Raw genomic sequence first — 20719 nt, 5'->3', positions numbered from 1 at the left:
CTAGAATAGAAACGCTGTTTCGAAATTCACCTGCACTAAGGAGATCTCATGGCCTGGTTTGCCAATCCTGAACGTTACGAGCAGATGCTCTATCGCTACTGTGGACGCAGCGGTTTACGCTTACCCGCGCTGTCGCTGGGTTTGTGGCACAGTTTTGGGCACGTTCAGGCGCTGGAGTCACAGCGCGCCCTGCTGCGTAAAGCCTTTGATTTAGGCATCACCCATTTTGATTTGGCCAATAACTATGGGCCGCCTCCAGGCAGCGCAGAAGAGAATTTTGGCCGTTTACTGCGCGAGGATTTTGCACAATACCGAGATGAGCTGATCATCTCCACCAAGGCGGGCTACGACATGTGGCCAGGGCCGTACGGTTCTGGCGGTTCGCGTAAATACTTGCTTGCCAGCCTCGACCAGAGCCTGCAACGCATGGGTCTCGACTATGTCGATATCTTCTACTCGCACCGCGTGGACGAAAATACGCCAATGGAAGAGACCGCCTCAGCGCTGGCCCATGCGGTGCAAAGCGGTAAAGCGCTGTATGTCGGCATTTCATCCTATTCCCCGGAACGAACGCAAAAGATGGCCGAACTGCTGCGGGAATGGAAAATTCCACTTCTTATCCACCAACCCTCTTACAACCTGCTTAATCGCTGGGTAGACAGCAGTGGCTTGCTGGATACGCTGGAAGCTAACGGCATGGGCTGTATTGCCTTTACGCCGCTGGCCCAGGGACTGCTGACGGGGAAATACCTCAACGGCATCCCGGAAGGTTCACGTATGCAGCGTGAAGGGAAAAAAGTCCGTGGGCTAACAGAAAATATGCTGACGGAAGAAAACCTTAGCAGCCTGCGTTTGCTCAATGAGATGGCGCAACAGCGCGGACAGTCGATGGCGCAAATGGCTTTAAGCTGGCTGCTAAAAAACAACCGGGTCACTTCGGCATTAATTGGCGCCAGCCGACCGGAGCAACTGGAAGAAAACGTTCAGGCATTGGCTAATCTGACGTTCAGCGCCGAAGAACTGGCGCAGATCGATAAACACGTCGCTGATGGCGAGCTGAACCTGTGGCAAGCCTCATCTGACAAATAGCCGTTCGTCACTCCGTGCCGGGTAGCCATGTAGATCTACCCGGCCATGGTAACGCGCCATGACCTTATACTTCTTCTGCTTTGAGCTGTGGACGCTGGTATTCCGGCCACACCAGCGCGACGAGCGCAGGGTAAGCCTCCAGGCTGAACTCCCTGAAGCACTGACGTAAGTTGAGCACATCCAGATCGGCATGCGGGACCTTCTCGCCGCTGAGACAGCGTTTTTTTATATTGTCGTAATATTTATACACCGCAGAGTTAAGGTCGCTACAGCGCCGCTGCGCATCAAATAAGCCAGGCGTCTCATTCAGCTCCGCCATCGTCATCCGTTTGATCGTCGAGTGGATAAAATCGATATATTCGTGATTAACCCGCCAATACCATACCGGGGTAATCGAATTCATCAATACAGAAAAATGATCTTCACCCTCTTCTTTACTCAAGATTTCCGGCTGGTGTCCAGCGTTACCATTTTCTGCATAGCGGTTTTTATTTGCGCTGCGCATCAACAAAAGCACCCCGCAGGTAAGCAATAGCAGGGTAATAACAGAATAAAATATACTGTTCATATACTGGCTCCATTTTCTTTGATTTTAAAATTACGCCATGCTATTGTCAACGCAGCCTGACATATTAAAAACAATACAGTATTGGCATCAAAGGATATTTCAACATGCTTCCCGAGCATCTTGTTCCCGCGCATTATCATTTATCTCAAACATCGACTAATACCTTCCCCACAGAAAACAGTGAAAATTTGACTCAGGGAAAGAGAACATTAAGCGATTATGAAGCAGATATTTTGATCAGCGCTACAGCGACCGGCCAGGCGCGCAATATGTTGTTTGAAGAGAGCGACCGTCATTTAAAAGAGCGTTTGTTTTGCGCGGCAAAGATTGAGTCATTCACGCGCTTGCTCAATTCATTGCAAGCAGAAGGCGACATTAATGCACAAGAATTAAGTGAAATTTTGACCGAAAAAACAGCCATCATTAATGAGCAAGGCAATAAAATTTGGCTTAATTTAATTACCCGCGAATCCAGCGATCCTATTTTTTATTCTCTGGAAGAGAAATAAAATGAAAGATGTTGAGGATAATAATGTTTATTTGGCTTTAGATGACCATAAAAGTGATGAGTTTGTCTTAAAGCAGAATTTAGCCATCCTGATTGCCAATAAAAACGCAACACTGGAAAGCGTTGCCCAGGAAATGGTTTCTATACCCGCCGCGCTGGTGCGGATGAAATGGCAAAATCGCCGTGAAATTTATGCGCTACAGGCGAAAGAAGAGATCTATGGCGCCGCGATTGAGGCCATCATAGCCCAACAACCCGAACTGCGGGATAAAATCATGGCCCGGCTGGAGAGCACCTACCAGCATATACTCGCGCGAGAAACGGCCACCTTACGCCTGACGCGCAAGCTGTCCGAAGGCAGCTACGAACCGACCAGGATAACCACGGTCGCGTTAGATGAAAACAGATAAGAACAGGTTTGTGGGGCGTGGAATAAGGATAAGCAGGCCGGGTAGGTGAAAACCACTACCCGGCGAGAAAGTTACTTCGCTTTCACGGTCTCTTCACCGACCAGACCAATCTTCAGGAAACCCGCCTGATGCAGCGAGTCCATTACCTTCATCATGGTTTCATAATCGACGGTCTTATCCGCGCGGAAGAAAATTGTGGTGTCTTTCTTCCCTTCTGTCAGCGTATTGAGCTCGCTAATCATGGTTTCATCCGTCACCTGATTGTTGCCGATAAACATACTCTTATCGGCTTTGACTGACAGATAAACCGGTTTTTCGGGACGCGGCTGCGGCGTACTGGTGGAGGCAGGGAGATTCACCTTCACATCCACTGTTGCCAGCGGCGCGGCCACCATAAAGATGATCAATAAAACCAACATAACGTCGATAAACGGCGTCACGTTGATTTCATGCATTTCACCGTTATCGTCCAGGTTTTCATTAAAGCTCATTGCCATGGAACATTACCCTACACGTAATTTCTGCGCAGCACGTACCGGATGCGCGGAGGCGCTGGCATTCAGGTCCAGATCGCGGCTTTGCAGCAACAGCACCTGCGCCGCGACATCGCCCAGCATCGCTTTATAGCTGCCAATCTGACGTGCGAAAATATTGTAGATGACGACCGCAGGAATCGCCGCAACCAGACCAATCGCGGTCGCTAACAGCGCTTCTGCAATGCCCGGCGCAACAACGGCCAGGTTGGTGGTTTGGGTTTGTGCAATCCCGATGAAGCTGTTCATGATGCCCCATACCGTACCGAACAGGCCCACGAATGGCGAGATTGCCCCGATGGTGGCCAGGTATCCATTACCGCGTCCCATATGACGACCTACTGCCGCCACACGACGCTCCAGACGGAAACCGGTGCGCTCTTTAATACCTTCGTTGTCGTCACTGCCTTCCGACAGTTCCAGCTCGTTCTGCGCTTCATAAATCAACTGTGCGCCAAGGCTTTTAGCATCGAATCCTGCGGCAATCTCGTTTGCCTGGTCTAAAGAGCGGGCATCCGCCAGCAGTTGCTGTTCACGCTTAAGACGGCGTTTCTGAGTAAAGAACTCAAGGCTCTTACTAAAGAAGATAGCCCAGGTGACCACTGACGCTAAAATCAGCCCAATCATCACGCACTTAACCACGATATCGGCGTGCTGATACATACCCCAGACGGAAAGGTCCGTCTGCATCAAATTATTACCCACTCTGTATCTCCAGGACGCAAATCACAAAATCTAAGCGTAATCATATCAAAACAACGTCGAATTGATAGTCGTTCTCATTACTATTTACATATTGCCGCACCTTTGGTTTCTTTTCCTTGCGCTTACGCAGTAAAAAAGTCACCAGAAGCATTTTGAGATTATTTTCTACTGTATGACCTTTCTGCAGGATGCGTCATCTTTGATTCATGGTAGTTTAGACATCCAGACGTATAAAAACAGGTAATACACCATGGCAGATAAACAACTTGAAACCAAACTCGTGCACGCAGGACGGAGTAAAAAGTACACGCTGGGCTCGGTAAATAGCGTGATCCAGCGCGCTTCTTCGCTGGTGTTTGACAGCGTTGAGGCAAAAAAGCAGGCCACGCGCAACCGTGCTAACGGTGCGCTTTTCTACGGACGTCGTGGAACCCTGACGCATTTTTCGCTGCAGGAAGCCATGTGCGAACTGGAAGGCGGCGCGGGCTGCGCGTTGTTCCCTTGCGGCGCGGCAGCTGTTGCCAACACCATCCTTGCTTTTGTTGAACAAGGCGATCATGTGTTGATGACCAATACCGCCTATGAGCCCAGCCAGGACTTCTGCACCAAAATTCTCGGTAAACTTGGCGTCTCAACGGGCTGGTTTGATCCGTTGATTGGCGCCGATATAGTGAAGCATATTCAGCCGAACACCAAAGTTGTCTTTCTGGAATCACCCGGCTCCGTCACCATGGAGGTACATGATGTACCGGCAATTGTTGCCGCCGTCAGAAGCGTTGCGCCTGAGGCTGTCATCATGATTGATAACACCTGGGCTGCCGGCGTGCTGTTCAACGCGCTGGATTTCGGTATTGATATCTCGATTCAGGCAGGTACGAAATACCTGATTGGTCATTCCGACGGCATGGTCGGCACAGCGGTATCCAATGCCCGCTGCTGGGACCAACTGCGCGAAAATGCCTATCTGATGGGACAAATGCTGGACGCCGACACCGCCTATATGACCAGCCGTGGATTACGCACGCTGAGCGTACGCTTACGTCAGCATCATGAAAGCAGCTTAAAGGTCGCCGAGTGGCTGGCCAACCACCCACAGGTCGCTCGTGTTAATCACCCGGCGCTACCCGGCAGTAAAGGCCATGAATTCTGGAAACGTGATTTTACCGGCAGCAGCGGGCTATTCTCCTTTGTATTGAATAAGAAGCTTAATAATGAAGAGCTGGCCGCGTATCTGGATCACTTCAGCCTGTTCAGCATGGCCTACTCCTGGGGCGGTTTTGAGTCGCTGATTCTCGCCAACCAGCCGGAGCACATTGCGGCAATCCGTCCGCAAGGCGAGGTGGACTTCAGCGGAACGCTTATCCGTTTGCATATCGGTTTAGAGAATGTTGACGATCTGATTGCCGATTTAGCCGCAGGATTTGCCCGAATCGAGTAACATTGCCATAGATGGACATATATGCAGACACTTCTGGTGGAAAAGTCTGCAATTGTTGCGTCCGGGATCAAGGCATCCCGGACAATTCAGGAGTACAATCCACACATAAACGCTGTTCCACAGGAAAGTCCATGGTAGTTATTCAAGATATTGTCTCCGCGCTCTGGCAACACGACTTTGCCGCGCTGGCGGATCCACACGTTGTGAGCGTGGTGTACTTCGTCATGTTCGCCACACTGTTTTTAGAAAATGGCCTGCTGCCCGCCTCCTTTTTACCCGGAGACAGCCTGTTATTACTGGCTGGAGCGCTGATCGCCCAGGACGTGATGAGTTTTTTACCTACCATAGCTATTCTGACCGCCGCCGCCAGCCTGGGCTGCTGGCTCAGTTACATTCAGGGACGCTGGCTGGGCAACACGCGAACGGTAAAAGGCTGGCTGGCGCAATTACCTGAAAAATATCATCAGCGCGCCACCTGCATGTTTGACCAACACGGCCTGATGGCGCTGCTGGCCGGGCGCTTCCTGGCGTTCGTACGCACCTTGCTGCCGACCATGGCGGGAATTTCAGGGTTGCCTAACCGTCGATTCCAGTTTTTTAACTGGTTGAGCGGCCTGCTGTGGGTCACCGTCGTCACCAGCTTTGGCTACGCGCTGAGCATGATCCCGTTCGTTAAACGCCATGAAGATCAGGTGATGACCTTTTTAATGATCCTACCGATTGCCCTGTTAACCGCAGGTCTGTTGGGAACCCTGTTCGTGGTGATTAAAAAAAAATACTGTAACGCCTGAGTCGCATCCGTAGGCCGGATACTCTCCGGCATTTTGCCTTATGGCGCGCAGCTTTAAGGCCTACGGTGTACCTTTCAGACGGACAAGAAATCAACTCCCCTGCATCATCCGAATTCTGGCCGCATCTTCCCCCGGCGTCACGCCAAAGAAACGTTTGAACTCCCGACTAAACTGCGATGCGCTCTCATAGCCGACGCGCATGGCTGCCGCACTGGCCTTCATCCCGTCATGAATCATCATCATCCGCGCTTTATGCAGACGATAGCTTTTAAGATATTGCAGCGGCGACGTGCTGGTCACCGCTTTAAAATTATGATGAAACGCCGACACGCTCATGTTCGCCTCTGCCGCCAGCTGTTCTACATTGAGATTTTCGGTGTATTTGGTTTCAATCCGCTTCAGCACCCGGCTTATCAAGCTGAAATGCGTCTGACGACTGACCAGCGCAAGTAACGCGCCGCCGCGCGGCCCGGTCAGCACATGGTAGAGAATCTCGCGAATGATCTGTTTGCCGAGAATACGCGCATCCAACGGGCGCTCCATCACATCCAACAGGCGCTCAGCGGCGCAGAGAATTTCGTCTGAAAGCGTCGCGGAGTTAATTCCACTGGCCGCCATGGCAGGCTGAAACAGCTCATCTTCTCCAATGTCCATCAACAGCTCCTGCAATTGCAGGATATCGACATTCAGATAAATTCCGGCCAACGGAACCTCCGGTGTCGCATACGTTTCACATTCAAAGGGTAAAGGTACGGTTAGCAGCAAGTATTCATTGGCGTCATAACGAAATACACGTTCATTGATATAACCAATTTTATGTCCAGAGAAGAGAAATATGATGCCTGGCTGATACATGACCGGTGTGCGCGCCGCTGGCTCCGTTCCGTGCAGCAGGCGGACATCTGGCAGCAATGCACTGAGTTTATTTTCATTGTTTTTCAGCTGCTTAATTTTATCTGTCAGCAGAAGGCAGATCTCTTCACGGTTCATAAAGCACCATTTCATCATCGGTTTGCGACCCTGACATAATGCGCAGATTTATCCGTTTTCTCCAGTAATCTGTAGAAATGGGCAAGACATCGGCAGAAATGAGCATTGAGAGCAGCGCGGCTGGCGACCACAATGTTCATCATCCGGCAGACACTCTCCTGCCCTCTTTTTTACCCACACAAGGGAACGAGCAATGAACAATTTTAATCTCCATACCCCAACCCGAATTCTGTTCGGTAAAGGCGCTATTGCAGAGCTGCGCGACCAAATCCCTCAGGATGCCCGCGTACTGATTACCTACGGCGGCGGCAGTGTGAAAAAAACCGGTGTCCTGGCACAGGTTCAGGATGCACTGAAAGGCCTGGACGTGCTGGAGTTTGGCGGTATTGAGCCAAACCCGTCTTATGAAACGCTAATGAATGCGGTAAAGCTCGTGCGTGATGAAAAAGTAACGTTCCTGCTGGCAGTGGGCGGCGGTTCGGTACTGGACGGCACCAAATTCATCGCGGCAGCAGCACAGTACGCTGACGGCATCGACCCATGGCGTATTCTGGAAACTCACGGCAACGACGTAAAAAGCGCCATCCCGATGGGCTCCGTATTAACGCTGCCCGCCACCGGTTCTGAATCTAACTCCGGCGCGGTCATCTCGCGGAAAACCACCGGCGACAAACTGGCCTTTATGACCCCGTTTGTACAACCGGTATTTGCCGTTCTGGATCCGGTTTACACCTATACCCTGCCGCCACGTCAGGTTGCGAACGGCGTTGTAGATGCCTTCGTGCATACCGTTGAGCAGTACGTAACTTATCCGGTCGACGGGAAAATTCAGGATCGCTTTGCCGAAGGCATTCTGCTTACGCTGATCGAAGAAGGTCCGAAAGCCTTGCAGGAGCCGGAAAACTACAACGTGCGTGCGAACGTGATGTGGGCGGCAACCCAGGCGCTGAACGGCCTGATTGGCGCAGGCGTACCGCAGGACTGGGCAACCCATATGCTGGGCCACGAACTGACCGCGATGCATGGTCTGGATCATGCGCAAACTCTGGCCATCGTTCTGCCTGCGCTGTGGAATGAAAAACGCGATACCAAGCGTGCCAAACTACTGCAATACGCAGAGCGTATCTGGAATATCACTGAAGGTTCCGAAGACCAGCGTATCGATGCCGCCATTGCCGCTACCCGTGCTTTCTTCGAACAAATGGGCGTACCAACTCGCTTGTCTGACTACGGTCTGGACGGTAGCTCCATCCCGGCGCTGCTGGAAAAACTGCAAGCGCACGGCGGTACGAAACTGGGTGAACATCAGGACATTACGCTCGACGTCAGCCGTCGGATTTACGAAGCTGCCCGCTAAGGTTTTTTAACCTCCGCCTTTCGTTTTTGGGTATTTATACCAGACTTAAGTCACACCTAACTCACCGGAGCTTGCTCCGGTGACTGTAATCCAGGGGGGAATTATGACCGGTCCAACCATTATCAAGCTACAGGATGGTAACGTCATGCCGCAACTGGGCCTGGGGGTCTGGAAGGCAAGCAACGAAGAAGTCATTACCGCTATCCATAAAGCACTGGAAGTGGGTTATCGTTCGATTGATACCGCCGCCGCATACAAAAACGAAGAAGGTGTCGGCAAAGCGATACGTAATGCCGGCGTGCCGCGGGAAGAGTTATTCATCACCACCAAGCTGTGGAATGATGATCAGAAACGCGCCCGGGAAGCCTTACTCGAAAGCATGGAGAAACTCCAGCTCGATTACCTCGATCTTTACCTGATGCACTGGCCTGTTCCGGCGATCGATCACTACGTTGAAGCGTGGGAAAACATGATCGATCTGCAAAAAGAAGGGCTGATTAAGAGCATCGGCGTGTGCAACTTTCAGATCAATCATCTCCAGCGCCTGATCGATGAAACTGGCGTTCATCCCGTGATCAACCAGATAGAACTGCACCCACTTATGCAGCAGCGCCAGCTTCATGCCTGGAACGCCACGCATAAGATCCAGACCGAATCCTGGAGCCCATTGGCGCAGGGCGGGAAAGACGTCTTCGACCAAAAGATCATCCGTGACCTCGCAGAGAAATATGGTAAATCACCAGCGCAGATTGTCATCCGCTGGCATCTGGATAACGGTCTGGTGGTTATTCCGAAATCGGTGACGCCTGCCCGTATCGCTGAAAACTTTAACGTCTGGGACTTCCGCCTGGATAAAGAAGAATTAGGCGAAATCGCGAAACTCGATCAGGGCAGACGGCTGGGACCAGACCCGGACCAGTTCGGCGGTTAATCTCTTCTCTCCGGCCCGACACTCCCGTCGGGCCTTGCTGGCAATGAAATATCAGGAAACAATTAACATACATATATTGATGTATTTCTTGCAGTCGCTGGAGCAGCATTACGCAACATAACCTGTTAATTATTCAATAAATATATTCATCTAATGAATATATTTACCACACCTATAGGTGCGTAATCGTGGCTGATAAAAAAAGTAATGGTGTCAAATAGCTCCCATTAATTCTTATAGTACTCATTTCTGCCGGTCTCTGGCAGCTTACTCCCCCCACTGGGTTAAGTGCGCCAGCCTGGCATTCGGCAATTATCTTCGTTGCCACCATCGCCTCTATTGTGGCGAAAGTCTTACCCATCGGCGCGGTCGGCATTATTGGTATTACGGTGTTCGCGCTCGCCTATGCTGCCGGCGATAAAACCGCCAGCGGCGCCATCACCACGGCACTCAGCGAACTGAACAGCTCACTTATCTGGCTTATCGTCGTGGCCTTTATGATTGCCCGTGGGTTTATCAAAACCGGCCTCGGACGACGCATTGCATTGCAGATGATCCGCCTGCTCGGCAAGCGCACGCTGGGACTCGCCTACGGTCTGGCTTTTGCCGATCTGATCCTCTCTCCCGCTATGCCGAGTAATACGGCGCGCTGCGGCGGCGTCATCTATCCGATTGCCGACTCTCTGGCGCGTAGTTTCCATTCGAACCCGGAAGATGAGTCCCGCAGTAAAATCGGCACCTTTCTTATCACCTGTATTGGCAACGTCAACGACGTGACGGCAGCACTGTTTATGACCGGCTATACCGGCAACCTGCTGGCAGTAAAACTGGCGGCCAACGCCGGGGTTACGCTGACCTGGGGCGGCTGGTTTATGGCGGCGCTGCTACCTTGTCTGGTCTCTTTGCTGCTCGTTCCGCTACTGGTCTACTGGCTGGTGCGCCCGGAAATCAAACACACGCCGGATGCCCCTAACCTGGCGCGCAAAGAGCTGGCGGAAATGGGCCGCATGTCACGCGGTGAATGGCTGATGCTGGCAACCGTCGGCGTACTGCTGGTGCTGTGGATTTTTGGCGATACGCTGGGCGTTGACGCCACCACCGCCTCGTTTGTAGGGCTGTCGATTTTATTGCTGAGCGGCGTGCTGAGCTGGGAGGACGTCAAAAGTGAGAAAGGGGCATGGGATACGCTGATATGGTTTGCCGCGCTACTGATGATGGCGAATCAGTTGAAAAAACTGGGCTTCACCACCTGGTTTGGCAATCTGATTGGCGATAGCCTGAGCAGTACTATGCACGGGACCAGTTGGGTGATCGTCCTGCTACTGCTGAACGCCGCCTATTTCTATACCCACTACTTTTTTGCCAGCGGAAATGCGCAGATTGCCGCGCTGTATGCCGTTTTCCTCGGCGTCGGGCTGCATCTGAATATTCCCGCGGCCCCCACGGCGCTAATGCTGGCCTTCACCAGCAGTTTGTACTGCTCGCTCACCCAGTACACTCATGCTCGCGGTCCAATTCTGTTTGGCGCAGGGTACGTTCCAACGGGCGTCTGGTGGCGCACAGGATTTATAATCAGCCTGTTTAACCAGGCGGTCTTTATTACCGTGGGTCTGTTGTGGTGGAAGGTGTTGGGTCTGTACTAAACTGACTGCGTTCTGAGGAATACCTTACCTGCGGAGAAAAGGAATGACCTGTATTTTCTGTCAAATTGTTGAAGGCAAAGCGCCCTGCCATAAGGTATGGGAAGACGAGCACCACCTGGCTTTTCTGTCGATTTTCCCGAACACCGACGGTTTTACCGTGGTGATCCCGAAAAAGCATTACCCGAGCTATGCCTTCGATATGCCGCCGCAGGCGTTAGCGGACCTGATGCTGGCGACCCAAAAAGTGGCTAAGAAACTGGATAAGGCTTTCCCGGATGTTAGTCGTACGGGAATGTTCTTCGAAGGTTTCGGCGTAGACCATGTGCACAGTAAATTAAGTCCCATGCACGGTACTGGCGATTTAACCCACTGGAAACCGATTGAATCGCGGCAGAACAAATTTTTCGAGCAGTATGAAGGATATCTGTCGTCACACGATCATGAACGGGCTGATGACGAAAAACTGGCCGCATTAGCGGCCAGAATTCGTGAGGCATAAATACTGATCTCTTCTGCCCGATAGCGGTGCAAGCACCTTATCCGGGCAAGACAGATTAACGTCCCGCCACTTTCCCGCGTTTTTTGTTCGCGGCAGGCGTCTGACGCTGGTGCGCCACTGGCGTGTGTTTGGTCAGCGCCGGACGAGTATGACGGTTCTGGCGACGCGCTTCGCGCATCTCTTCCAGCGTAGGCGCCGGAACCAGACATTCGCGACGCCCGCCGATCAGATGCTTTTTACCCATATCTTCCAGCGCCTGGCGGATCAATGGCCAGTTGGCTGGATCGTGGTAGCGCAACAGGGCTTTATGCAGACGACGCTGCTTATCACCTTTCGGCACCACCACGTCTTCACTCTTATAACCAATTTTACCCAACGGGTTTTTCCCGGTGTAATACATGGTTGTGGAGTTCGCCAACGGCGATGGATAGAAGTTCTGCACCTGATCCAGACGGAAACGACGTTGTTTCAGCCACAGCGCCAGATTCACCATATCCTCATCACGCGTACCCGGGTGTGCGGAGATAAAATACGGGATCAGGTACTGCTCTTTACCGGCCTGTTTAGAGTAGGTATCGAACAATTCCTTGAAGCGATCGTAGCTGCCCATCCCCGGCTTCATCATCTTCGACAGCGGGCCTTCTTCAGTATGCTCTGGCGCAATCTTCAGATAGCCGCCCACGTGATGGGTAGCCAGTTCTTTGATGTAGCGTGGGTCTTCCACCGCGATGTCATAGCGCACACCAGATGCGATAAGGATCTTTTTAATGCCTTTGAGATCACGCGCCCGGCGATAGAGGTTAATTGTCGGCTCATGATTGGTATCCATGTGCGGACAAATATCCGGATAGACGCATGACAGACGACGGCAGGTTTGCTCCGCACGCGGTGACTTACAGCGCAGCATATACATGTTCGCCGTTGGGCCGCCGAGATCGGAAATCACGCCGGTAAAGCCCGGGACAGTGTCGCGAATGGCTTCGATTTCATTGATGATCGAATCTTCAGAGCGACTCTGGATGATACGGCCTTCATGCTCTGTTATCGAACAGAACGAGCAGCCGCCAAAGCAGCCACGCATAATGTTGATCGAGAAACGGATCATCTCATAGGCCGGAATACGGCTGTCGCCATACGCCGGATGCGGTACACGCTTGTACGGTAACGCAAAGACGCTGTCCATCTCTTCGGTAGACAGCGGAATAGCTGGCGGGTTGATCCAGATGTAGCGATCGCCATGCTTTTGCATCAGCGCACGCGCGCAGCCTGGGTTAGTTTCGTGGTGCAGGATACGCGACGCATGCGCATACAGCACTTTATCGCCCTTCACTTTTTCGAAGGACGGTAGCAGCACGTAGGTTTTTTCCCACGGTTTCGGACGCGGTGGCTGCACGGTGACCGCTTTCGCTTCCTGCTTTTTCGGTGCGACAGGTTTGTTATCAGCACACGGCAGATCTTCACCGTAAGGATGCGGGATCGGGTCAATCTTGCCTGGCGTGTCGAGACGCGTAGAATCCACCCCACTCCAGCCCGGCAACGCTTCTTTAACCATAATAGCGGTGTTACGCACATCGCGGATCTGATCGATAGTTTCCCCCATCGCCAGACGATGCGCCACTTCCACCAGCGGACGTTCGCCGTTGCCGAACATCAGCATATCAGCTTTCGAATCCACCAAAACGGAGCGGCGAACGGTATCAGACCAGTAATCGTAGTGCGCGGTGCGGCGCAGGCTGGCCTCAATGCCGCCAAGAATAACCGGCACATCTTTCCATGCTTCTTTACAGCGCTGGGTATAGACCAGCGTGGCGCGGTCCGGACGTTTACCCGCCACGTTGTCCGGCGTGTAGGCATCATCATGGCGCAGTCGGCGATCGGCGGTATAACGGTTGATCATCGAGTCCATGTTGCCAGCGGTCACACCAAAGAACAGGTTCGGTTTACCCAAACGCATAAAATCGTCTTTGTTGTTCCACTCCGGCTGGGCGATAATTCCGACGCGAAAGCCCTGAGCTTCCAGCATACGGCCACAAATCGCCATACCAAAGCTTGGGTGGTCGACGTAGGCATCGCCGGTCACCAGAATGATGTCGCAGCTATCCCAGCCAAGTTGGTCCATTTCGTCACGTGACATCGGCAAAAACGGTGCCGGGCCAAAACAGGCAGCCCAGTACTGCGGCCAGGAGAAAAGGTCTCTGTCCGGTTGGATCAGGGATATTGCGCTCATAATGCTTCCAAAAATGGTAAAAAAATAATCAAAGGCCGGGGATTATACGCTGTATGTCGGCAAGAAATGAAGTGGAGTCTGAACCAGACCAGTAGAAAGTTGTATAAATTGTTAAATTTTACGACAGCCATTTTTATCAATCATAATTAACACCATGCCGGCCAGCTGAGATCACTCTTTTCGGCGGGGGATTTTTCATTGCGACTCAACGATTCACTGCATATTTCCCAGTTACGGGTTGTTGTTCACCTGTGCGGATTTCTGGTTCTTCTCTACAGCTTCTCCATGCTGCCGCCGATGACCATCGCTCTGTTAAATAAAGAGCGGAGCTTTTTCGCATTTTTCAGCACATTTATGACTTTCTTTACCCTCGGCGGCGGGGCGTGGCTGGCAACCAAACATGCGGGAATTCAACTGAGAACCCGGGATGGATTCGTCATTATCGTTTTGTTCTGGCTACTGTTTTCGTTTATTAGCGCAATGCCGATGTGGATGGACGATGGCTTAAATCTCTCCTTTGCCGATGCCCTGTTCGAAGGGGTTTCCGGGATTACCACCACAGGCGCAACGGTGATTGACGACGTCAGCGCCTTGCCGAAATCGTATCTTTACTATCGTGCTCAGCTCAATTTTATTGGCGGCCTGGGCGTTATTGTCCTCGCCGTGGCGGTATTACCGCTGCTGGGTATTGGCGGCATGAAACTGTATCAGTCTGAAATGCCTGGCCCCTTCAAAGAAGAACGCCTCACGCCAAGGCTTGCCGATACCGCACGTACGCTGTGGTTGACCTACGTCATTCTGGGTCTTATTTGTACTCTGGCCTACTGGGCTGCCGGGATGTCGTTTTTCGACGCCTTATGCCACGGGCTGTCGACGGTCTCTCTTGGCGGATTTTCCACTCGCAGCGAGAGCATCGGCTTTTATAACAGCCACGCTATAGAACTCGTCGCCGGACTGTTCTCACTGTTATCCGCGTTTAACTTCACCCTCTGGTACGTTGCTATTGTAAAACGTACCTTCAAGCCCTTTCGTCGTAATGCCGAGCTGCGTTTCTTTCTGCTAATTGCGCTGGTGGTCACACTGATCGCCACCTGGCAGGTCTGGCGGGCGGGTATGTACGGGCTAACGGACAGCCTGGTGCATGCCTTTTTTCTGGCCAGCTCCATGCTGACGGATAATGGCCTGTCAACGGCGGATTACGCGCAGTGGCCCTCGCACACGATCTTCATGCTGCTTAGCGCCAGCTTCTTCGGCGGTTGTGTGGGATCGACGTGCGGGGGAATTAAAGTGCTGCGCTTTTTGATTATGTTCAAGCAGTGCCGCCAGGAGTTACACCAGCTCGCGCATCCTCGCGCCCTGCTGAACATCAAAGTGGGTAACAGCGTGGTAAGCGACAGGGTGGTGCGTTCGGTATGGAGCTTTTTCTTTCTCTACGTTTTGTTCACCAGCTTTTTTATCTGGGCGCTCAATCTGATGGGCTACGATCTCTTCTCCTCTTTCGCCACCGTCGCCGCCTGCATCAACAATATGGGGCTGGGATTTGGCGTTACCGCCACGACGTTTGGCACGTTAAATGAGGAGGCAAAGCTGCTGATGTGCGCAGCCATGATCATGGGGCGTCTGGAGATTTACCCCATACTGATCCTGTTTTCGCGCATGTTCTGGCGGGCGTAACGCAAACCCCGGCGCGTTACGGCGCCGGGTTCACCAGGATCTGACCGATCGAGCCACGATCCGCCATTTCCAGCGTCTGGCTGTTAAAGTAGAACGGGAAATGCGCCCAGGAAGGCTGACCGTAATAAACCAGTAGCTCGACCTGACCATCTACCCAAACGGTATCTTTCCAGCCTCTGTCTTCCGGGAACGGCATCGCGCCGTTCACATTACGGATCAGGAACGAGACGCCCTCAATATGGAAAGACTGCGGCATATCCGCCCGCACCGTCCAGCGCTCCCAGGTACCCTGCTGCGCGGTAATATCCATGCGGTTGACGTCCCACAACTGACCGTTGATCCCCGGATCGTCATCCAGGCTGATATCACGGCTGCGAATCGGCGAACCGCTGAGGATCTCGGTTGGCAGCAGGCGCATTGGCAGGCTGTCAGTCACCAGCGGCAAGAGGCCGGTTGGTCGCAGAGTCAGCACCAGCGTGGAGATAAGAATACTTGATGGTTCAAAGAATCCCCGGATCCTGTCGACAATGCTGGCCGCCTCGCCACAGGTAATAGAGACCTCATTACCGTTAGTCATATCCACCAGGATCTCACGACGTTCGCCTGGCGCCAGCGAGAGCTGTTTCAATGAAACAGGCGCGGGTAAAAAGCCCTGATCGCTGGAAATCACATGCAGCGCACGGCCATCACTCATTTGCAGTTGGTAACGACGCGAGTTTGACGCGTTCAGCAAACGCAAGCGTACCCAGCCGCGGGAGACTTCGACATACGGACTTTGCGCCCCATTAACCAGAAGCGTATCCCCAACAAAACCGCCGCTGCCGGGTTCGCTGTATTCCGGCGTCCCAAAGTTGTCCAGACGCTTGTCCTGGATAATGATCGGAAAATCATCCACGCAGTAATGGTTGGGAATAGACAGGGATTTACTGACCTCATCTTCAACCAGCCACATCCCGGCAAGACCATTATAGACCTGCTGGGCAGTACGATTTGGCGTATTGGCGTGATACCACAGCGTGGCGGCATTCTGGCGGATCGGCAGCACTGGCGCCCAATCCGCATTAGGGGACATCATGCGCGCCGGGCCCCCCATCAGCGGACCAGGTACCTGTAATCCGGCGACGGTCATCGAGACATTTTCTGTCAGACGATTGCTGTAAATAAGCTTGACGTCATCCCCTTTCCAGACGCGAATTGTCGGTCCCAGGTAGCGGCCGTTAATCCCCCAGACAGGCGCGCGCGTGCCTTGTGTAAAGGACCAATGCGCGCGTTGCAGCGTCATAAATAACGGCTGCCCCCGACGAGACTCCAGCAGTGGAGGCACAGGTAACGGTTGTTGCTGACCGGCAGCATTAGCCTTCAGCGGAACAGCACCTGCACACAGTGCGATCCCCGATGCCTGAATGAACTGACGCCGACTGAATGACATATAAACTCCATGAAAAACTGGCGATTAACACGCAGGAAATCTTTTCCTGTAAAAAACCCGAATTGTGCGGATTAAACCTTACCGGCGGCTTCCCGCTCAGCAACTTCTTTATCGAGTTCTGCGATTTTTTGTTCCATCAGCGAGCGGCAATGCGCTGCCAGTTCACGAACCTGATCTTTACCAAAGTGGCTAATATCCACCGGCGGCAGCATCTCTACAATCGCCAGACCATTATTGAGTCGGTTTAATTTGATCTTGTTCGAGGTTGTAGAAACGCAGACTGGAATGACCGGAACGCCTGCAGCAATCGCCGCATGAAACGCGCCGGTTTTAAACGGCAGCAGACCACGGCCGCGGCTGCGCGTCCCTTCCGGGAACATCCAGATAGAAATACGACGTTTTTTGAAATGGTTCACCACGGCTGCAATGGTGCTGTGCGCTTTAGCACGGTTGTTTCTGTCGATCAACAGGTTACCGGTTAACCAGTACAGCTGCCCGAAGAACGGGATCCACAGCAGGCTTTTTTTACCCACCGTTACCGTCGGCGGCTGAACGATATTCGAAGCGGTAACCATGTCATAGTTGTTCTGATGGTTACAAATATAGATAGCATTACCATAGTTCTGCGCGTCTGCCGGCATGCGGCACTCGACCTTCAGGCCATAAAGGGGAGCCAGGCGGCCAAACATATGACCGAACGTTGCGACGTGTTTTGGATTCCGTGGGCTGAACAGACAGTATATACAACCGAAAATACAGACCAGAATGCAGTAAATAACAGTAATGATTAAACGAAAAATATATAACATAACAACCTCTAAGGCCTAAGAGCCTGGCATTTTACGTCACCGGATACATAACTCTGCATCAGGTTAGGGCTTTGTTAAGGCGGCTCTCTGGAAAAGCGTATTGTTAATCGCAACGCACGAATAAACAACGGTTTTACGGGAAATTTTAACGTTGGCTCTCCCTGAGCGAAAGCAGGGAGAGCCGGGCAGTCGCGTTATTCTTCGCTGTCGCCCTGACTGGCGCGTCGAGGCGAGTCAATTTCAATGCGATCGATACGCTGTAGACCACGCATCAGCGTGCCGCGACGACCGCGTTCGCCGGTCACTTTCTGCAACTCTTCAGGACGCAGTTTAATTTTGCGTTTACCGACGTGAATAGTCAGCGTGCTTTGCGGCGGCAGCACATAGAGCAGCGCCAGGCCATCTTCGCCTTTCGCCGCTTCTGCTGAAGGGATATTGATAATCTTATTCCCTTTGCCTTTCGACAGTTGCGGCAAATCGCTCACCGGGAACATCAACATCCTACCGGCCATCGTTATCGCCAGCAGCATATCGGTTTCATCTTCAATCACCACCGGCGGCATAACGCGCGCATTTTCAGGCAGCGTAATCAATGCCTTACCCGCACGGTTACGTGCTACCAGATCGTTGAAAGTACAGACAAAACCGTAGCCCGCATCGGATGCCATCAGCAGTTTCTGCTCGTCGCCTTCCATCAGCATATGCTCCACCGTCGCGCCCGGCGGCAGCGTGAGCTTACCGGTCAATGGTTCGCCCTGACCACGTGCCGACGGCAGCGTAATCGGGTCGATGGCGTAGCTGCGTCCGGTCGAGTCAACGAACACCACCGGCTGGTTGCTCTTGCCCTTCACTGCCGACTTAAAGCTGTCGCCCGCTTTATAGCTTAATCCTGGCGCATCAATGTCGTGGCCTTTGGCGCTACGCACCCAACCACTCTGAGACAATACAATGGTCACCGGCTCAGACGGCAGCATGTCGTGCTCGCTCATCGCCTTCGCTTCTTCGCGTTCCTGCAGCGGGGAGCGGCGATCGTCGCCATAGGCCTCGGCATCGGCCTGCAGCTCTTTCTTCAGCAGGTTATTCATTTTACGCTCGGAAGCGAGAATGGCCTGCAGTTGATCGCGCTCTTTCGCCAGTTCATCCTGCTCACCGCGGATTTTCATCTCTTCGAGTTTGGCCAGATGGCGCAATTTCAGCTCAAGGATAGCTTCAGCCTGCGTTTCAGAAATGCCAAACCGCGACATCAGCTCAGGCTTAGGTTCATCTTCATGACGAATGATCTCGATCACTTCGTCAATGTTGAGGAACGCCACCAGCAAACCTTCAAGGATATGCAGGCGCTTAAGCACTTTTTCCAGACGATAGTTCAGGCGACGACGCACGGTATCACGGCGGAACGCCAGCCATTCGGTGAGGATCTCCAGCAGGTTTTTCACCGCCGGGCGACCGTCGAGGCCAATCATGTTCAGGTTGATACGGTAGCTTTTTTCCAGATCGGTGGTGGCAAACAGGTGGTTCATTACCTGTTCCATATCCACGCGATTGGAGCGCGGGACAATCACCAGACGGGTCGGGTTTTCGTGATCCGATTCGTCACGCAGGTCGTCAACCATCGGCAGCTTTTTGTTGCGCATTTGAGCAGCGATCTGCTCCAGCACTTTTGCCCCGGAAACCTGATGCGGCAGCGCGGAAATCACCACCGCGCCATCTTCTTTCGTCCATACCGCGCGCATACGCACGGAGCCGCGTCCGTTTTCGTAAATCTTACGAATTTCCGCACGCGAGGTAATAATCTCGGCTTCGGTCGGATAATCCGGCCCCTGCACGATGTCCAGCAGTTGATCGAGCGTAGTTTTCGGCTGCTCAATCAGCGTAATCGCCGCTTTGGCGACTTCTCGCAGGTTATGCGGCGGAATGTCCGTCGCCATACCAACGGCAATACCGGTCGTACCGTTCAGCAGAATATTTGGCAGACGCGCAGGCAGCATCTTTGGCTCCTGCATGGTGCCGTCGAAGTTTGGCACCCAGTCCGACGTTCCCTGGCCGAGTTCCCCCAGCAGGACTTCCGCATATTTAGACAAGCGGGATTCGGTATAACGCATCGCCGCGAAGGATTTGGGATCGTCCGGCGCCCCCCAGTTTCCCTGACCATCAACCAGCGGATAACGGTAAGAGAACGGCTGCGCCATCAGCACCATCGCTTCATAGCAGGCGCTGTCGCCGTGCGGGTGGTATTTACCCAGCACGTCACCGACGGTACGGGCGGATTTTTTAAATTTGGCGCTGGCATTCAGCCCCAGTTCGGACATTGCATACACAATGCGACGCTGAACGGGTTTCAAACCATCGCCAATAAATGGCAACGCCCTGTCCATGATGACGTACATGGAGTAGTTCAGATAGGCGTTTTCCGTGAATTCATGCAGCGCCAGGCGCTCTGCCATATCGCTCATTAATCGTGGTTCCTCAACTTTGTACCCCTCTATTGAAGGGCAATATTGCCGCAGATACTACCCTATCTGGCGTGTTGAGTCACAAAGAAAAGGGCCGCGAATGCGGCCCTGATGGGGATTATTTAGCAACTTTGCTAATCTGTTTCACGTCGATTTCAACGGAGTTCCAGTCTTTATCCACTTCGCCCTGGATCTCAACCACATCCTGCGGGGTTACGGTTACGCCGTTCCAGCGCTTATGGTCAATATCCACATTCACCGTGCCGGTCGCATCTTTAAACACATACAAATCGTCGGAAATACGCTCAACGATGTTCCCACGCAAGGTAACCCAAGCGTCATCGCGCAGCGATTTAGCACTTGCTACCGTCGTGATGCTGCCGTTCGGGCCGACAAACCCGCCGCTTTGGCTTTGCGTGGTCGTCGTTGGCCCAGAGAAGCCGCCCTGCTGCGCTGCCAGAACAGGTGCGGAACACAGTGCCATTACGGCAACCATTGCAGCTAATTTTTTCATCGTCATGTCTCCCTTTCATGTTGGTTTACGACTATTAAATAAGTTAATCCTTAACAAGTTCTTAAGGAAAAAAAAGATTCTTTTTTGCTGTACAGATGCGGCGGCGACAAGGTTTACTGACGGCAAAGAGAGTTTTCGCAGGGAAGAATAT

19 protein-coding genes are annotated in these 20719 nt (G+C 52.7%); 10 read left to right on the top strand and 9 right to left on the bottom strand.

Annotated elements, in window-relative coordinates; all coding sequences use genetic code 11:
• The first annotated feature begins 48 nt into the window (after nucleotides 1–48).
• The gene (locus tag FDX09_RS17535; RefSeq protein ID WP_137347621.1) at nucleotides 49–1089 is read left to right on the top strand and encodes an aldo/keto reductase; all 1041 of its coding nucleotides are present in this window, start codon (nucleotides 49–51) and stop codon (nucleotides 1087–1089) included.
• A gap of 64 nt (nucleotides 1090–1153) precedes the next feature.
• On the opposite strand, the gene FDX09_RS17530 is transcribed toward FDX09_RS17535, so the two are convergent.
• Nucleotides 1154–1657: an ESA_00282 family adhesion-associated protein gene (locus tag FDX09_RS17530; protein ID WP_038633854.1), complete on the bottom strand. Its 504-nt coding sequence runs from the start codon at nucleotides 1655–1657 to the stop codon at nucleotides 1154–1156.
• Nucleotides 1658–1761: 104 nt separating this feature from the next.
• On the opposite strand from FDX09_RS17530, the gene FDX09_RS17525 reads away from it, so the two are divergent.
• Together FDX09_RS17525 and FDX09_RS17520 are read left to right on the top strand one after the other, a co-directional pair.
• A complete protein-coding gene (locus FDX09_RS17525) occupies nucleotides 1762–2166 on the top strand; it encodes a hypothetical protein (protein ID WP_085048736.1) in 405 nt (134 codons plus the stop codon).
• Nucleotide 2167: 1 nt separating this feature from the next.
• Nucleotides 2168–2575 (top strand): hypothetical protein, encoded by a 408-nt coding sequence (locus tag FDX09_RS17520; protein WP_038633861.1) that lies wholly within the window; start codon nucleotides 2168–2170, stop codon nucleotides 2573–2575.
• 71 nt (nucleotides 2576–2646) lie between these two features.
• Here FDX09_RS17520 and exbD read toward each other — a convergent pair whose 3' ends face one another.
• Nucleotides 2647–3072 carry a TonB system transport protein ExbD gene (gene exbD, locus FDX09_RS17515; protein WP_038633864.1) on the bottom strand — a complete coding sequence of 142 codons (426 nt, stop codon included), beginning with the start codon at nucleotides 3070–3072 and terminating at the stop codon, nucleotides 2647–2649.
• A 6-nt stretch (nucleotides 3073–3078) separates the two neighbouring features.
• Nucleotides 3079–3813, bottom strand: a complete 735-nt coding sequence (gene exbB, locus FDX09_RS17510) for a tol-pal system-associated acyl-CoA thioesterase (protein ID WP_061382446.1) — start codon at nucleotides 3811–3813, stop codon at nucleotides 3079–3081.
• Nucleotides 3814–4063: 250 nt separating this feature from the next.
• Between exbB and metC the strand changes: the two genes are divergently transcribed.
• The gene (metC, locus tag FDX09_RS17505; RefSeq protein ID WP_042310987.1) at nucleotides 4064–5251 is read left to right on the top strand and encodes a cystathionine beta-lyase; all 1188 of its coding nucleotides are present in this window, start codon (nucleotides 4064–4066) and stop codon (nucleotides 5249–5251) included.
• Between the two features lie 131 nt (nucleotides 5252–5382).
• On the top strand, nucleotides 5383–6042 hold the full coding sequence (yghB, locus tag FDX09_RS17500; RefSeq protein ID WP_085048733.1) for a DedA family general envelope maintenance protein YghB: 660 nt from the start codon (nucleotides 5383–5385) through the stop codon (nucleotides 6040–6042).
• Nucleotides 6043–6132: 90 nt separating this feature from the next.
• Here the strand turns inward: yghB and FDX09_RS17495 are convergent, their stop codons facing one another.
• A complete protein-coding gene (locus FDX09_RS17495) occupies nucleotides 6133–7032 on the bottom strand; it encodes an AraC family transcriptional regulator (RefSeq protein WP_069324424.1) in 900 nt (299 codons plus the stop codon).
• Nucleotides 7033–7225: 193 nt separating this feature from the next.
• Here FDX09_RS17495 and yqhD point away from each other — a divergent pair, with 193 nt between their 5' ends.
• The 4 genes from yqhD to FDX09_RS17475 all read left to right on the top strand — a co-directional run bounded on the left by yqhD (nucleotide 7226) and on the right by FDX09_RS17475 (nucleotide 11462).
• Nucleotides 7226–8389: an alcohol dehydrogenase gene (gene yqhD / locus FDX09_RS17490; RefSeq protein WP_038633876.1), complete on the top strand. Its 1164-nt coding sequence runs from the start codon at nucleotides 7226–7228 to the stop codon at nucleotides 8387–8389.
• A gap of 103 nt (nucleotides 8390–8492) precedes the next feature.
• On the top strand, nucleotides 8493–9320 hold the full coding sequence (gene dkgA / locus FDX09_RS17485; protein ID WP_038633879.1) for a 2,5-didehydrogluconate reductase DkgA: 828 nt from the start codon (nucleotides 8493–8495) through the stop codon (nucleotides 9318–9320).
• A gap of 230 nt (nucleotides 9321–9550) precedes the next feature.
• On the top strand, nucleotides 9551–10963 hold the full coding sequence (locus tag FDX09_RS17480; RefSeq protein ID WP_249360020.1) for a DASS family sodium-coupled anion symporter: 1413 nt from the start codon (nucleotides 9551–9553) through the stop codon (nucleotides 10961–10963).
• Nucleotides 10964–11006: 43 nt separating this feature from the next.
• On the top strand, nucleotides 11007–11462 hold the full coding sequence (locus FDX09_RS17475) for an HIT family protein (RefSeq protein ID WP_042310999.1): 456 nt from the start codon (nucleotides 11007–11009) through the stop codon (nucleotides 11460–11462).
• A gap of 55 nt (nucleotides 11463–11517) precedes the next feature.
• Here FDX09_RS17475 and FDX09_RS17470 read toward each other — a convergent pair whose 3' ends face one another.
• Nucleotides 11518–13689: a YgiQ family radical SAM protein gene (locus FDX09_RS17470; protein WP_003024532.1), complete on the bottom strand. Its 2172-nt coding sequence runs from the start codon at nucleotides 13687–13689 to the stop codon at nucleotides 11518–11520.
• Between the two features lie 198 nt (nucleotides 13690–13887).
• Here FDX09_RS17470 and FDX09_RS17465 point away from each other — a divergent pair, with 198 nt between their 5' ends.
• A complete protein-coding gene (locus tag FDX09_RS17465; protein ID WP_042311002.1) occupies nucleotides 13888–15363 on the top strand; it encodes a TrkH family potassium uptake protein in 1476 nt (491 codons plus the stop codon).
• Between the two features lie 16 nt (nucleotides 15364–15379).
• On the opposite strand, the gene ftsP is transcribed toward FDX09_RS17465, so the two are convergent.
• The 4 genes from ftsP to FDX09_RS17445 all read right to left on the bottom strand — a co-directional run bounded on the left by ftsP (nucleotide 15380) and on the right by FDX09_RS17445 (nucleotide 20568).
• Entirely contained in the window at nucleotides 15380–16792 is a 1413-nt protein-coding gene (ftsP, locus tag FDX09_RS17460) for a cell division protein FtsP (RefSeq protein ID WP_137347620.1), read from the bottom strand.
• Between the two features lie 71 nt (nucleotides 16793–16863).
• Nucleotides 16864–17601 carry a 1-acylglycerol-3-phosphate O-acyltransferase gene (plsC, locus tag FDX09_RS17455; protein ID WP_038633894.1) on the bottom strand — a complete coding sequence of 246 codons (738 nt, stop codon included), beginning with the start codon at nucleotides 17599–17601 and terminating at the stop codon, nucleotides 16864–16866.
• A gap of 194 nt (nucleotides 17602–17795) precedes the next feature.
• A complete protein-coding gene (gene parC, locus FDX09_RS17450) occupies nucleotides 17796–20054 on the bottom strand; it encodes a DNA topoisomerase IV subunit A (RefSeq protein ID WP_137347619.1) in 2259 nt (752 codons plus the stop codon).
• A gap of 118 nt (nucleotides 20055–20172) precedes the next feature.
• Complete coding sequence (locus tag FDX09_RS17445; RefSeq protein WP_038633899.1) at nucleotides 20173–20568, bottom strand: YgiW/YdeI family stress tolerance OB fold protein; 396 nt, start codon at nucleotides 20566–20568, stop codon at nucleotides 20173–20175.
• Nucleotides 20569–20719: the final 151 nt, after the last annotated feature.

The organism is Citrobacter sp. wls717, assembly GCF_005280955.1.
GTDB classification, from domain to species: Bacteria; Pseudomonadota; Gammaproteobacteria; order Enterobacterales; family Enterobacteriaceae; genus Citrobacter; species Citrobacter werkmanii.
The sequence above is the reverse complement of the archived record's forward strand: the minus strand, read 5'-3'. Positions and strand labels throughout refer to the sequence as shown.

Bases quoted from the DNA above. Each gene is read 5' to 3' on its own strand.
- ftsP (WP_137347620.1), bottom strand. From the start codon at position 16,792: ATGTCATTCAGTCGGCGTCAGTTCATTCAGGCATCGGGGATCGCACTG.
- FDX09_RS17470 (WP_003024532.1), bottom strand. From the start codon at position 13,689: ATGAGCGCAATATCCCTGATCCAACCGGACAGAGACCTTTTCTCCTGG.
- plsC (WP_038633894.1), bottom strand. From the start codon at position 17,601: ATGTTATATATTTTTCGTTTAATCATTACTGTTATTTACTGCATTCTG.
- exbD (WP_038633864.1), bottom strand. From the start codon at position 3,072: ATGGCAATGAGCTTTAATGAAAACCTGGACGATAACGGTGAAATGCAT.
- FDX09_RS17475 (WP_042310999.1), top strand. From the start codon at position 11,007: ATGACCTGTATTTTCTGTCAAATTGTTGAAGGCAAAGCGCCCTGCCAT.
- FDX09_RS17445 (WP_038633899.1), bottom strand. From the start codon at position 20,568: ATGAAAAAATTAGCTGCAATGGTTGCCGTAATGGCACTGTGTTCCGCA.
- yqhD (WP_038633876.1), top strand. From the start codon at position 7,226: ATGAACAATTTTAATCTCCATACCCCAACCCGAATTCTGTTCGGTAAA.
- FDX09_RS17530 (WP_038633854.1), bottom strand. From the start codon at position 1,657: ATGAACAGTATATTTTATTCTGTTATTACCCTGCTATTGCTTACCTGC.
- FDX09_RS17520 (WP_038633861.1), top strand. From the start codon at position 2,168: ATGAAAGATGTTGAGGATAATAATGTTTATTTGGCTTTAGATGACCAT.
- FDX09_RS17525 (WP_085048736.1), top strand. From the start codon at position 1,762: ATGCTTCCCGAGCATCTTGTTCCCGCGCATTATCATTTATCTCAAACA.
- yghB (WP_085048733.1), top strand. From the start codon at position 5,383: ATGGTAGTTATTCAAGATATTGTCTCCGCGCTCTGGCAACACGACTTT.
- parC (WP_137347619.1), bottom strand. From the start codon at position 20,054: ATGAGCGATATGGCAGAGCGCCTGGCGCTGCATGAATTCACGGAAAAC.
- dkgA (WP_038633879.1), top strand. From the start codon at position 8,493: ATGACCGGTCCAACCATTATCAAGCTACAGGATGGTAACGTCATGCCG.
- FDX09_RS17535 (WP_137347621.1), top strand. From the start codon at position 49: ATGGCCTGGTTTGCCAATCCTGAACGTTACGAGCAGATGCTCTATCGC.
- metC (WP_042310987.1), top strand. From the start codon at position 4,064: ATGGCAGATAAACAACTTGAAACCAAACTCGTGCACGCAGGACGGAGT.
- FDX09_RS17495 (WP_069324424.1), bottom strand. From the start codon at position 7,032: ATGAACCGTGAAGAGATCTGCCTTCTGCTGACAGATAAAATTAAGCAG.